The organism is Streptomyces hygroscopicus subsp. hygroscopicus, assembly GCF_001553455.1.
In the GTDB taxonomy this organism is placed as follows: Bacteria; Actinomycetota; Actinomycetes; order Streptomycetales; family Streptomycetaceae; genus Streptomyces; species Streptomyces hygroscopicus.
Genome location: NZ_BBOX01000139.1, coordinates 15,425 through 28,608, shown reverse-complemented (window position 1 = coordinate 28,608; position 13,184 = coordinate 15,425). Strand labels below are relative to the sequence as shown.

Sequence of the window (13,184 nt, the reverse complement as noted above, 5' to 3'; positions counted from 1 at the left end):
CGGGCGGCCGTGGGGGCGCGGACCGGCAGCGCTGCCGCGGAAGGGGGTTCCCGGCAGCCGGTGACCAGCGGTGGCCGCGGCCTTCCCGCGGCCGGTCTACCGGCGCCGTCCCGCGGCCGGTCCACCGGCGCCGTCCCGCGCTGCGGTCAGGGCACCAGGTCGCGCTGGTACCAGGTGCCTGGCTTGCCGCCGAGGTGAGCCGGGTCCGCCGGGCCGACAGGGACGAACCCGGCCTTGACGAGCACCTTCCGGGACGCGGCATTCTGATGGGCCGCGGCCGCCCGCAGCGTACGCAGCCCGTGCCGGGCCGCCGCCAGCGGGCACAGCTCCCGGACGGTCGCGGTGGCGACGCCACGGCCGGCGGCCTGCCGCGCGACCCGGTAGCCGAGTTCCGCGGTGTGGTCCTCGATGTCGACCAGATTGAACCTGCCGAGTACCGAGCCGTCCTCGGCGATGAGCACGTAGAAGGCGCAGATACCGGCCTCCTGCTCAGCCAGCAAGGCGTTGTACCGGTCGGTGAACTGGGCGAAGTAGTCGTCGCCGCGGTCGGGGACCGAGGCAGCGAAGTAGGCGCGGTTCGCCAGCTCGAAGTCCAGGACCGCCGGGGCGTGGTCGGCATGCAGTCGCTTCAGCTCGGGCATCGCCCGACCTTAGCCAGAAGGCGCCTCCCGGTCACCCGATTTCCACCGGCGGCAGACGGCCTCTGGGGCAAGGCATGACGATCCGCGTTAGCGGTACGGCATAGCGGTATTCGTCGGCCCAACGGGTCGCGGCGTCGGACCGGCGCGAGGTGCGCGGCGAGTCGCCGGCCGGGAAGGGCTACGCGACCGGGAGGAGCTACGGCCGGGAGGGGCTACGGTCGACGGCGGCCGGCGTCAGGCGGAATGTCATCCCGGCACCGCGCGGTCACGACTCCGCCCCGGCGGGCCGCTGCCGGGAGAAGACCAGGGCCATCCAGTGCGCCGGGTCGTCCAGCGCTTCGAAGCCGACCTTCTCGTAGACGCCGTGCGCGTCGTGGGTGGCGAGCAGGATGCGACGCAGACCGTCGGGTGCCAGATGGTCGCGGACGGCGCTGACCAGGGCGGTGCCCAGGCCCTTGCCGCGGGCGGACCGGTCCACGTAGACATCGCAGAGCCAGGCGAAGGTGGCGTGGTCGGTGACGACGCGGGCGTACGCGACCTGGGCACCCGAAGCGGTGTCGTACACACCGAAGTTGAGCGAGCCGGAGATCGCGCGGTCCTGCTTCTCCCGGGAGCGACCCAGAGCCCAGTAGGCGTCGGTGGACAGCCAGTGGTGGATACGGGCCGGGTCGAGCCGCGCCGGGTCCGTGGAGATCTCATAACCGTCGATCATCGACCATTCCTACCAGCGGCCGGCCGTACCCGCGACGGATTTCCGTCCGGGGCGCCACCGGGCACCACGTGCGGCCAGCCAGCGCAGTCGCCCCGGCACCACGTGCAGCCAGGTGGCAGGCCGCCACCCAAGACCACGTGCGGCCAAGTGCCACGCCACCCCCGACACCGCCTGCGGCCAGGTGCCACGCCACCCCCAACACCACATGCGGCCAAGTGGCGGGCGGGGGGCCGCCGCTACGCTGCTGCGAGCACCTCGTCGCACGCGGTGCGCAACCGCCGTACGCCTTCGGCCAGTTCACCCACGCCCGCCACCGACGCGAAGCTCAGCCGCACATGCGGCGCGGGCGGTTCGGCGCAGAAGTACGGGCGGCCGGGGGCGACGGCGACCCCGGCCCGCAGCGCGGCGGAGGCCAGGGCCGTCTCGTCGGCGCCCTGGGGCAGCCGCAGCCACAGGTGGTAGCCGCCGGGCGGAACGTGGCGCAGCTCCAGCTCGGGCAGCTCCCGCCGCACCGCGGCGACGAGCGCCTCGCGGCGGGTGTGCAGCTCGGCGGCGACGCCGCGCAGATGGCGGGGCCAGGACGGGGCGCCGACGAATTCCAGCGCGGCCTCCTGGAGCGGGCGGGGCACGAAGAAGCTGTCGACCACCTGGATCGCGCGCAGCCGCTCCAGTGCGGGGCCGCGGGCAGCGAGCGCGCCCACCCGCAGGCTGGGCGAGGTGGCCTTGGTGAGCGAGCAGACGTGGACCACCACTCCATCGGGGTCGTCGGCGGCGAGGGTGGCGGGCAGCGGGGGCGCGTCCTCGTGGACGAGCCGGCGCGCGAAGTCGTCCTCCACCACGAACGCGCCCGCCTCCCGGGCGATCCCGATCACTTCCCGGCGCCGCCCGGCGGAGAGCACCGCGCCGGTGGGGTTCTGGAACAGCGGCTGGCAGACCACGACCCGGGCGCCGGTCGCCCGCAGCGCCTCGGCGAGCAGATCGGGGCGGACCCCGTCGGCGTCCACCGGGACCGGGACGGGGCGCAGCCCGGAGGCGCGGGCGGCGGCCAGTATCCCGGGGTAGGTGGGGGATTCGACGAGGACGGGCGCGCCGGGTGGTGCCAGCGCGCGCAGCGCGCAGGTGAGCGCGGACTGGCCGCCCGCGGTGACCAGGACGTCGGCGGCGCCGAGGACTCCGGCCGGGCCGCCGATCTCCCGGGCGAACCAGGCGCGCAGCTCCGGGAGCCCCTCCACCGGCGGACGGCCCCATGCCCCCGGCCGCCGGCCGGCCCGGGCCAGGGCGGCGGCCAGCGCCCGTTCGGGCTGGAGCGAGGAGTGCAGATAGCCGCTGTTGAACTCCAGGATGCCGGGCGGCGGGGCGGCGAGCGTGGCCAGGACGCCGGAGGCGTCCACCGAACGCGGCACCGACTCACCGGCCGTCTCCACGCTCAGCGCGACCTCCTGCCAGGAGGTGTCGCCCGGCCGTGGCGCCGGGTCCCGGGGCCGGTCGGCGCGGAAGGCACCGGCTCCGGGGCGGGTGGTCACCAGCCCTTCGGCGGTGAGCGCGGCGAGGGCGCGGGAGACCGTCACCGGGCTCACCCGGTAGCGCTCGACCAGGGCACGACTGGACGGCAGCTTCTCCCCCGGCGAGTAGCGGTTCACCTCCTTGCGGAGCGATTCCGCCAGTTCAGCCACACTGCTACGCTGTTGCATGACAGGACAGGATAGCGCTACCCACGACAGTGCGATAGCGGTGAGCGGCGGCCCCGCGCGAGACCGGCACGACCCGGCTGCGGCCCGTCACCACCCGGCTCCGTCCCGGCGCGGCCCCGCGCCGGGCGGGAACGGCCCCGCGCCGTCCGCCGCCCGGACCGGCACCCTGCTCGCCGCGCTCGGCGTGGCCGCCTTCTCCCTCACCTTCCCGGCCACCGCCTGGGCGCTCACCGGCCTCGGCCCCTGGTCGGTGACCGCCTGCCGGGTGGTGCTCGCCGCGCTGATCGCGGGCGGCGCGCTGGCCGCCCTGCGGGTCCCGGTACCGGACCGCCGCCACTGGCCGGGGCTGCTGGTCGTCGCGGCCGGAGTGGTCGTGGGCTTCCCGCTGCTGACCACGCTCGCGCTACAGACCTCCACCACCGCGCACGCGGCCGTGGTGGTCGGCCTGCTGCCGCTCACCACCGCCGCCCTCTCCGCCGTACGCACCGGGGTGCGGCCCTCCCGGGTGTTCTGGGCGGCGGCGCTGGCCGGGGCCGCGGTCGTGATCGCCTTCGCGGTGCAGCAGAGCGGCGGCGCACCCACCACCGGCGACCTGTATCTGTTCGGCGCGCTGCTGGTGTGCGCGGCGGGCTATACGGAGGGCGGCCGGCTGGCGGGCCATATGCCGGGCTGGCAGGTGATCGGCTGGGCGCTGGTGGGCTGTCTGCCGCTGTCGGTGCCGGGCGCGGTGCTCGCGCTGCTGTACGAGGACGTCCACCTCGGCGGCCGCGCGGTGACCGGGCTGCTGTGGCTGGCGGTCGGCTCGCAGTTCGTGGGCCTGGTGGTCTGGTACCGGGGGATGGCCGCCATCGGAGTGGCCAGGGCCAGCCAGCTCCAGCTGGCCCAGCCGCTGCTCACACTGGTGTGGTCGGTGCTGCTCCTCGACGAGAAGCTGACCCCCGCCGCCCCCATCGCCGCCCTCGCGGTGCTGGTGTGCATCGGGGTGACGCAGCGGGCGCGGGTCCCGGCGGCGGGTGCGGCGCGGACCCCCGCGGCGGGCCGGGCGCGGGGGTCCGGAAGGACGGCGGAGCGGGACCCGGCGGCGGCGGGCCAGGACCCGAGAACGGCGGGCCAAGACCCACGAACAGCGGACCACGACCCGAGGACGCCGGGCCAAGACCCACGGACAGCGGACCACGACCCGAGAACGGCAGGCCAAGCCCCGAGGACAGCGGCCCCGGCCCCAGTCCCCGCCCCGGCCCCGGCCCCGGCCCCGGCCCCGGGAACAACGCACCGAGACCCCGAACGAGCGCACCGAGACCCCGAACGGGCGAACCAGGCCCCCGAACGACCGGACCCCGCCCCCGAAGCGGTGGACCGGAAGCACCCCACGGCGGGGGCGAACCCGGACAACCAGCCCTAGACTGGCCGTGAGGGATCGCAGCGTCCCCAGCAGATCGCATTGCCCTCCGGCGGACAGGAGGTCACGCACATGGAGGCGACCGTAGGCGACAAGCTGCTGGTGCACGGCAGGGTTGTCGGAATTCACGACCGTGTAGCGGAGATCATCGAAGTGCTCGGGGACCACGGAGAGCCGCCCTACCGCATCCGCTACGAGGACGACGGCCACGAGTGCCTGTTCTCGCCCGGCCCCGACTCGGTCGTCCGCCACCTGGCCTCCGGACCCGGGCAGCGATAGCTGTCCCACGGGCCGGTTCAGCGGGGCGGACGCACACGATACGGATAGTGGTCGGCGACCACGCGCGCCATGGCGCCGTTGCGGTCGGCGGCCACTTCTTTCGCCGAGAACCAGACGTTGCCGCGCACCCGCGGAAAGCCCTGGTCGAAGGTGAGGTGGCGGGACAGCTCCGCGGGGTCCTGCCAGGGTGCGGGCTGCGCCGGATCGCCCGCCTTGTAGAGCGCCTCCCCGATGTAGAGGTGCACCCCGGTGTCCCGGACCACCTCTGACCACCAGGGGACGAGCACGGCATAGTCGGCGGCGGTGAAGCCGATGTTCCAGTAGACCTGCGGAACGATGTAGTCGAGCCATCCGCGCCGCACCCAGCCGCGGGTGTCGGCGTAGAGGTCGTCATAGGTCTGCACCCCCGCCGTGGTGGCGGAGCCGAGCGGGTCGGTGGCCCGGTTGCGCCACACGGCGAAGGGGCTGATGCCGAACCGCACCCGCGGCTTCAGCCGTTTGACGCGTACGGCCGTCTCGTACACCAGCCGGTCGATGTTGTTCCGCCGCCAGGCCGCCCGGTCCGGGAACCCCGCGCCATGGCGCTCCCAGGCCGCGTCGTCATCGAAGACCTGGCCGGCGACCGGATACGGGTAGAAGTAGTCGTCCCAGTGGACGGCGTCGATGTCATAGCGCGCCACCGCGTCCAGCATGGCGTCCTGGACGAAGCGGCGGACCTCGGGCAGCCCGGGGTTGTAGTAGAGCTTGCCGCCGTAGGGCACGACCCATTCGGGGTGCATACGGGCCGGATGCGTGGGGACCAGCCGGGAGACGTCGGTGTGGCCCGCGACCCGGTAGGGGTTGAACCAGGCGTGCAGTTCCAGACCGCGCCGATGCGCCTCGCGCACGGCGGTGCCCAGCGGGTCCCAGCCCGGGTCCCGGCCCTGGACGCCGGTGAGGTACTCCGCCCACGGCTCGTACGGGGAGGGCCACAGCGCGTCCGCCGTCGGCCGCACCTGGAAGACCACCGCGTTGAGCCGGCGGCGCACGGCGGTGTCGAGGAAGGCGACCAGTTCGGCCCGCTGTTCGGCGGCGGTGAGACCGGGCCGGGACGGCCAGTCGCGGTTGGCGACGGTGGCCAGCCACATCCCGCGGAACTGGGGCCGGTGCGCACCGCCCCGCCCGTCCGCCAGCGCCTCGCCCGCCGTGACGGTCGCGGCCAGCGCTCCCGCGGCCGCGACGGTAAGACTTCTGCGCGTGATCCGACCCATGCCCACTCCTCGCCTCGGCCCGCTCGTCATGTCCGCGGCCCCCGCGCCGGGCGCCGGACATGACGTCGCGGCGGATCTGACACGAGGACAACTTGCGCTGATGATGGGGCGCTTCGGGGCGGCGGGCAATGCACCGCGCGCATCCGGGTGCCCGCCCTCCAACACCCCTCGAGGACGCTTGACTTCACCCTTCTCGCCCGGCCGTCCGGCCGCTAGCATCGGATGACGCACGCATGGGAGCGCTCCCAAGAGCCTCGCCCGCGCGGCCCGCACGCCCCGCTACCCCCACGTCCGGAGAGGAAGTTCCCGTGCGCAGCAAAGGCAGAAGACCGGTCGGCGCGCTCATGGCCGCGCTGGCACTCGTCGGCGGACTGCTCACCGCGGCCGCCTCCCCCGCGGCGGCCCGCCCCGAGCAGGCCCCCGCCCGGGGCGCGGCCCAGGCCGACGCCTACACGTGGAAGAACGTCCGCGTGGACGGCGGCGGCTTCGTCCCCGGCATCGTCTTCAACCGCAAGGAGAAGAACCTCGCCTACGCCCGCACCGACATCGGCGGGGCGTACCGCTGGGACCAGCCCGGCAAGCGCTGGGTGCCGCTGCTGGACTCACTGGACTGGGACCACTGGGGCTGGACCGGGGTGGTCAGCCTGGCCAGCGATCCGGTGGATCCGGACAAGGTGTACGTGGCGGCCGGTACGTACACCAACAGCTGGGACCCGGGCAACGGCGCGGTCCTGCGCTCGTCCGACCGCGGCGCCAGCTGGCGGTCCACCACCCTCCCCTTCAAGCTCGGCGGCAACATGCCCGGCCGCGGCATGGGGGAACGGCTGGCGGTGGACCCCAACAAGAACAGCGTGCTCTACCTCGGCGCGCCGAGCGGGAACGGCCTGTGGCGCTCCACCGACTCCGGTGTCACCTGGTCGAAGGTGACGGCCTTCCCCAACCCCGGCAGCTACGTCCAGGACCCGAGCGACACCAGCGGCTATCTGAGCGACAACCAGGGCGTGGTGTGGGTGACCTTCGACGAGCGCACCGGCACCTCCGGCGGCGCCACGAAGACCATCTACGTGGGCGTGGCCGACCAGGACAACACCGTCTACCGCTCGACGGACGCGGGCGCCACCTGGTCACGGGTGGCCGGCCAGCCCACCGGCTACCTCTCCCACAAGGGCGTCCTCGACTCGAAGAACGGCTGTCTGTACCTCACCACCAGCGACAAGGGCGGCCCGTACGACGGGGAGAAGGGCCAGGTGTGGCGGTACACCACGGCGACCGGGGAGTGGAAGAACATCAGCCCCATGGCCGACGCCGACACCTACTTCGGCTACAGCGGGCTCACGGTGGATCGCGCACGGCCCGGCACGCTGATGGTGACCGGGTACAGCTCCTGGTGGCCGGACACCCAGATCTTCCGCTCCACCGACTCCGGTGCCACCTGGACCCGGGCCTGGGACTTCACCAGCTATCCCGACCGGTCCTTCCGCTACACCCAGGACATCTCCTCCGTGCCCTGGCTGACCTTCGGCACCAACCCCTCGCCGCCCGAGGTCACCCCGAAGCTGGGCTGGATGACCGAGGCGCTGGAGATCGACCCGTTCGACTCCAACCGGATGATGTACGGCACGGGGGCGACGGTCTACGGCACGGAGAACCTCTCGAACTGGGACACGGGCGGCAAAATCACCATCACGCCCATGGTCAAGGGCCTGGAGGAGACGGCGGTCAACGACCTGGTGAGTCCGCCCGCCGGAGCCCCGCTGCTCAGCGCGCTCGGTGACATCGGGGGCTTCCGCCACACCGATCCGGACGCGGTGCCGGCGAAGATGTACGCCTCGCCGACGTTCACCACGACCACCAGCCTGGACTACGCCGAGACCAACCCGAACACCGTGGTGCGGGTGGGCAACAACGACTCCGCCCCGCGCATCGCCTTCTCGACCGACAACGGCGCCAACTGGTGGCAGGGCAGCGAGCCGTCCGGGGTCACCGGCGGCGGCACGGTGGCCGCGGCGGCCGACGGCAGCGGCTTCGTCTGGGCCCCGGAGGGCACCTCGGCCGTCTACCACACCACCGGTTTCGGCACCTCCTGGTCGGCGTCGAGCGGTATCCCGGCCGGAGCGGTCGTGGAGTCCGACCGCAAGAACCCGAGGAAGTTCTACGGCTTCAAAGCGGGCACCTTCTACGTCTCCACCGACGGCGGCGCCACCTTCACCGCCAGGGCGTCCTCCGGGCTGCCGGCCGACGGCCCGGTGCGCTTCAAGGCGCTGCCGGGGGCCGAGGGCGACATCTGGCTCGCGGGCGGCAGTGCGAGCGGTGCCTACGGGCTGTGGCACTCCACGGACTCCGGCGCGACCTTCACCAAGCTGAGCGGCGTCCAGCAGGCGGACACGATCGGCTTCGGCAAGGCGGCGCCGGGCGCCTCGTACCAGGCGCTCTACACCAGCGCGAAGATCGGCGGGGTGCGCGGCGTCTTCCGCTCCACCGACGCCGGGGCGAGCTGGACCCGGATCAATGACGACGCCCACCAGTGGGGCTGGACGGGTGCCGCGATCACCGGTGATCCGCGGGTCTACGGACGCGTCTACGTATCCACCAACGGCCGCGGCATCCTGCGGGGCGACATCTCGTGACCACGATGTGAGCGCCCCGTGTGAGAGGGGGAGGGGGCGGGCCACGGCCGGGAATCCGGCCCCGGCCCGCCCCCTGCCGATAACCGGAGGGTAACGTCTGGGGCGACAGGGGGACGACACAACGGAACGGCTAGACCAGCGAAAGGCACGATGTGACCGACATCGAACGCGTCGGAGTGGTGGGCTGTGGCCAGATGGGCGCGGGCATCGCGGAGGTGTGCGCCCGCTCCGGCCTGGACGTCATGGTCGCGGAGACCACGGGCGAGGCCCTGGAGATAGGGCGCACCCGGCTGACCAACTCCCTCGGCAAGGCCGCGGAACGCGGCAAGATCACCGAGGAGCAGCGCGACGCGACGCTGGACCGGCTGAGCTTCACCACCGATCTGGGGGAGTTCGCCGACCGTGATCTGGTGATCGAGGCGGTCGTCGAGAACGAGCAGGTCAAGACGGAGATCTTCCAGGTCCTCGACCAGGTGGTGACCCGCCCGGACGCGATCCTGGCCTCCAACACCTCCTCCATTCCGCTGGTCAAGCTGGCCGTCGCCACCTCCCGTCCCGATCAGGTCATCGGCATCCACTTCTTCAACCCGGCGCCGGTGCAGGCGCTGGTGGAGCTGATCCCGGCGCTCACCACCGGCGACGAGACCATCAAGCGCTCCGAGGCGCTGGTCCAGGACATCCTCGGCAAACACGCCATCCGCGCCCAGGACCGCGCGGGGTTCGTGGTCAACGCGCTGCTCATCCCGTATCTGCTCTCCGCCATCCGGATGTTCGAGTCCGGGATCGCCAGCCGTGAGGACATCGACAACGGCATGGAGCTGGGCTGTGCCCATCCGATGGGCCCGCTGAAGCTGGCCGATCTGATCGGCCTGGACACGGTCGCGGCGATCGCCGACTCGATGTACGGCGAGTACAAGGAGCCGCTGTACGCCGCTCCCCCGCTGCTGCAGCGAATGGTGGACGCGGGCCGGATGGGCCGCAAGACGGGCTCGGGCTTCTACACGTACTGAGCCAGGCCGCGCTCGCTCCCGGCCGGCGCCGCCGCCCCTCACCTCCGGGCGTGCGGACCTCACGCCCTGGCCGCTCCCTCACCCGGCCCCCGGACCGGGCGAGGGAGCTTTCACCGGCTTTCGTCCGGCGCCCTGGCCCCGCCGGTCCCGGCTCGTCAGTCCGGCTCGTCAGTCCGGCTCGTCAGTCAGAGGCGTCGAGGTCGTGGCCCGCGTCGGCGCCGAGGACGCCGTCCAGTTCGGAGATCTCCCCGACCAGACGGAGGACATCCCCGGCGCCCTCGAGGGCGAGCACCACCTCGGCGACGCCGGTATCGGCGGGCCGGGCCTCCTCCTCGGCCCGGACGATCCGGGTGGTGCGGTCCCGGCCCTTCCACGGCGCCCGGTCCACCCGGACCCGCAGCACCTTGTACCCGGCGGCCGTGCACAACTCCAGCACCCGGGGCAGCAGTCCGGCACCCACCCGGTAGGAGAGCTGCAACTCCACCCGTTCGGACGACCAGAGGGCCGGCAGCCGACGGGTGAGCAGCGGATAGCCGCGGACCACCAGGAAGTGCGCCGCGGTGGCGGCGGTGGCCAGCAGGGGCAGCCCACCGCCGCAGGCCATGCCCACCGCACAGGTCAGCCAGACGGTCGCCGCGGTGGTCAGTCCGCGGACGGCGTCCCGCCGGACGAAGATCAGGCCACCGCCGATGAAGCCGATTCCGGAGACGATCTGCGCCGCCACCCGCGAGGGATCGAGGGTGACGTGTTCGCGCAGCAGCACATCGCTGAAGCCGTACTGGGACACCTGCATGAACAGCGCGCTGCCCACACCCACCAGGGTGTGGGTGCGCAGTCCGGCGCTCTTCTGCTGCACCGCCCGCTCGAGCCCGATCAGGGTGGACAGCACCAGCGCGACGCCGAGTTCGGCGAACTGCCGCACTCCCTGGTCGACGCCGAATTCCCACATCGGAGCGGCGATCAGTCGCACATCCATCCCTTCTGCCTGGTCCGCCTGGTCTGTTCGGCCTGTCCGGTCCATCCGGCCTGTCCGGTCCGTCCGGCGGGTGGACGGATCCTTTCTCCATCCGGTCCGCCCCGCCCTCGCAGTCCTCCCATCGGCCGCCGTCCCCCGTGAGTACCCGCTGAGTACCGCTTTTCGCACGGGGTGTGCGCCGGTGACTCACACACCATCCCCACACACGCTCCCGCACCACCTGGCCATGCGCTTGACTCGAAGCGTCACCACTGCGAGGACGTTACATCCGGAAGGGGATCAACCCGTGACCACCGAGCCCGAGCACGCCGCCTTAGCCGTGGAGCTCGCGGAAATGCGCCGGACCGTCGAAGTGGGCTTCGCCCGCGTCGACGGCCGGCTCGCCCTGCTCGACCACCGTGGCGAACAGGCCGAGGAGGACGTGGACCAACTGACCGGGCGGATCCGGATACTGGAGCACGGGCGCTGGCCGCTGCCCTCCATCGCCGCCCTGACCGGGGTGTCCGCCCTGGCCCTCGCGGTATGGCAGGCGGCGGGACGGTAGGACGCCGGGCGAAAGTCCCACCTGCCCCGCGGCACCCGGCCCGCGCGCTCGCCCCGGACCCGCCCGGACCGATGCCGGCCCGGCCTATCCGAGCCTGATGTGGTGGAGCAGCAGCAGCGCCGCCGCCATGTTGGCCGCGGGCACCTCACCGCGTGCGACCAGGTCGGGCACCGTCTTGAGCGGCACCCATGCACGGCGGTCCGACTCGAAGTCGTCCTCCGGGTGCCCGACGTACGTCGCCTCCTCGGCCCAGTAGATGTGGTGCCGTGCGTCGGTGAGCCCGTTGGACGGCTCGACGGAGAGCAGATGGTGCAGCGGGCCGGGACGCCAGCCGGTCTCCTCCTCCATCTCCCGGGCCGCGGCGTCGGCGATGTCCTCACCGTCCTCGACGACGCCCGCGGCCAGCTCCCAGCCCCAGGCATCGGTGATGAACCGGTGGCGCCACAGCAGCAGCACCTCGTTGGCCGCGTTCACCGCGGTGGCCACGGCCACCGGGCGGAGCCGGATCAGATAGTGGTCCAGATGGCGCCCGTCGGGAAGTCGGACGTCGGCGAGGTTGACCCGGAACCATCGGTTCTCGTACACGGTCCGCTCCTTGAGGTTCTTCCAGCGCACTGTCAGCCACCTTTCGTCGGACGGGAGGCCAATCCTGGGCCACCCGCTGACGAGAGTGCGGACCCGCGAGCGGAACCGCGGTCACAGCGGAACGCGCAGTGCCCCGTCGATGAGTTCGGCGGCTTCGGCCGTCGCGGCGCTTCCGCTGGCCGCGAGGTGTTCCCGTACCGCCCGCAGCCGGTCGCGTAACCGCTGGGACTCCATGCCGCGCGCCCGCTCGGTCATCTCCACCGCCGTGGCGCCCGCCCGGTCCGCGTCGCCCTGGCGCAGCTCGATGTGGGTGAGCATGGCGAGCCGGTGCACCCGCCCCCGGTCGTGCGCGGGGGTGCCGACCGCGGCGGTGGCGTGCTCCCGGGCGCCGCCGAGGTCGCCGAGGCTCAGCAGCGCCTCGGCCACCTGGACGTTCACCAGACCCGGCTGGACATAGCCGGTCTCGTCGGGCTCCTGACCGGGTCTGATCCGGTCGGCGGCGGTCTCGGCACGCCGGATGCAGGACAGCGCCCCGGCGCCGTCGCCGAGCCGGGCGTACGCCTTGGCCTGCATCGCGTAGAGGTCGGCGGCGAGCGCGGGGGTGATCCGGGAACCCGTGGCGCGCAGCGCCGATTCGGCGAAGGCGACCGCCTGCCGGTACTCCTTCATGAACAGGCACTGGTTGACCAGCAGCGCTATCACATAGGCGCCCAGGCCCCGGTCGCCGCTGGCCTTGGCCAGCCGCAGCGCCTGGTGGAAGTAGCGCTGGGCCAGACCGTGCGCGTTGGAGTCGTAGGCGCAGATCCCGGCGATGGCCACCAGGCCGCCGGTCGCCCGGTGGAGCTGGCGGCCGGTGTCGTCGGCGTAAGCGCCGCGCAGCAGCGGCGCGGCCTCGGAGTTGAGGAACCCCACCACCCGGGTCCGGGTCGCGACGCCGCCGGCCTTGCGGTACATCTGCTCGTAGTGGGCGCGGGCGGCGCGCAGCGTCTCGATGTCGGTCATGCTGACCCGGGTCAGACCTCGCCGGGAGACATCGGAGTCCTCGGGCGGGTTCTCCCACTCCCACACCGGGATGACGGCCGGGGTGCCGGTGACCGCCGGGGCCTCCACGACATGCGGGCGCTGCTGTTCGTCGGAGCGCCACAGCGCGGTGGCCCGCTCGACGAAACCGGAGAGCGAGGTGGCGGGGCCACGGGGGCTGCCGGGGGTGCCGAGGCCGATGTCGTCCAGGGTCAGGGCGCGGTGCAGCCGCTCCCCCAGCACCTCGCAGATGAGGTCCGGCACCTGGCCGCGGGGCCGCTGGCCCTTCAGCCACCGGGCCACCGCGGTGTGTTCGTACCGCAGCTTCATACCCCGGGCCCGGCCCGCCTCGTTGACATGCGCGGCCAGTCCCGCATGGGAGACTCCGGCCTCGTCGAGCACGGAGTCGAGCAGTGTGTTGGGCTCCATCTCGCCCTCCCGAAGCGCTCG

11 protein-coding genes and 1 pseudogene are annotated in these 13,184 nt (G+C 73.0%); 5 read left to right on the top strand and 7 right to left on the bottom strand.

The window, feature by feature from the left end; translation table 11 throughout:
* Positions 1-146: 146 nt before the first annotated feature.
* From AXW62_RS16690 to AXW62_RS16680, 3 genes are all read right to left on the bottom strand, one after another.
* Positions 147-641, bottom strand: a complete 495-nt coding sequence (locus AXW62_RS16690; RefSeq protein ID WP_060945229.1) for a GNAT family N-acetyltransferase — start codon at positions 639-641, stop codon at positions 147-149.
* 265 nt (positions 642-906) lie between these two features.
* On the bottom strand, positions 907-1,353 hold the full coding sequence (locus AXW62_RS16685; RefSeq protein WP_060945228.1) for a GNAT family N-acetyltransferase: 447 nt from the start codon (positions 1,351-1,353) through the stop codon (positions 907-909).
* Between the two features lie 236 nt (positions 1,354-1,589).
* The gene (locus AXW62_RS16680; RefSeq protein WP_060945227.1) at positions 1,590-3,044 is read right to left on the bottom strand and encodes an aminotransferase-like domain-containing protein; all 1,455 of its coding nucleotides are present in this window, start codon (positions 3,042-3,044) and stop codon (positions 1,590-1,592) included.
* On the opposite strand from AXW62_RS16680, the pseudogene AXW62_RS16675 reads away from it, so the two are divergent.
* Positions 3,043-4,041 (top strand): annotated as a pseudogene (locus tag AXW62_RS16675) (DMT family transporter); the annotation flags it as partial. The gene AXW62_RS16680 and the pseudogene AXW62_RS16675 overlap by 2 nt on opposite strands.
* A gap of 474 nt (positions 4,042-4,515) precedes the next feature.
* Complete coding sequence (locus AXW62_RS16670) at positions 4,516-4,722, top strand: DUF1918 domain-containing protein (RefSeq protein ID WP_030827014.1); 207 nt, start codon at positions 4,516-4,518, stop codon at positions 4,720-4,722.
* Between the two features lie 17 nt (positions 4,723-4,739).
* Here AXW62_RS16670 and AXW62_RS16665 read toward each other — a convergent pair whose 3' ends face one another.
* A complete protein-coding gene (locus tag AXW62_RS16665; protein ID WP_060945226.1) occupies positions 4,740-5,972 on the bottom strand; it encodes a glycoside hydrolase family 10-like protein in 1,233 nt (410 codons plus the stop codon).
* 308 nt (positions 5,973-6,280) lie between these two features.
* Between AXW62_RS16665 and AXW62_RS16660 the strand changes: the two genes are divergently transcribed.
* Both AXW62_RS16660 and AXW62_RS16655 read left to right on the top strand, forming a co-directional pair.
* Entirely contained in the window at positions 6,281-8,599 is a 2,319-nt protein-coding gene (locus AXW62_RS16660; RefSeq protein ID WP_359896905.1) for a WD40/YVTN/BNR-like repeat-containing protein, read from the top strand.
* A gap of 152 nt (positions 8,600-8,751) precedes the next feature.
* Positions 8,752-9,609 (top strand): 3-hydroxybutyryl-CoA dehydrogenase, encoded by an 858-nt coding sequence (locus tag AXW62_RS16655; protein WP_060945225.1) that lies wholly within the window; start codon positions 8,752-8,754, stop codon positions 9,607-9,609.
* Positions 9,610-9,790: 181 nt separating this feature from the next.
* Here the strand turns inward: AXW62_RS16655 and AXW62_RS16650 are convergent, their stop codons facing one another.
* Positions 9,791-10,585: an MgtC/SapB family protein gene (locus AXW62_RS16650; RefSeq protein ID WP_060945224.1), complete on the bottom strand. Its 795-nt coding sequence runs from the start codon at positions 10,583-10,585 to the stop codon at positions 9,791-9,793.
* 286 nt (positions 10,586-10,871) lie between these two features.
* Between AXW62_RS16650 and AXW62_RS16645 the strand changes: the two genes are divergently transcribed.
* On the top strand, positions 10,872-11,129 hold the full coding sequence (locus AXW62_RS16645; protein ID WP_030827029.1) for a hypothetical protein: 258 nt from the start codon (positions 10,872-10,874) through the stop codon (positions 11,127-11,129).
* 84 nt (positions 11,130-11,213) lie between these two features.
* Here AXW62_RS16645 and AXW62_RS16640 read toward each other — a convergent pair whose 3' ends face one another.
* Positions 11,214-11,744, bottom strand: a complete 531-nt coding sequence (locus AXW62_RS16640) for an NUDIX hydrolase (protein WP_060945223.1) — start codon at positions 11,742-11,744, stop codon at positions 11,214-11,216.
* Between the two features lie 81 nt (positions 11,745-11,825).
* Entirely contained in the window at positions 11,826-13,163 is a 1,338-nt protein-coding gene (locus AXW62_RS16635; RefSeq protein WP_060945222.1) for an NsdA family TPR-like regulatory protein, read from the bottom strand.
* Between the last annotated feature and the right edge of the window lie 21 nt (positions 13,164-13,184).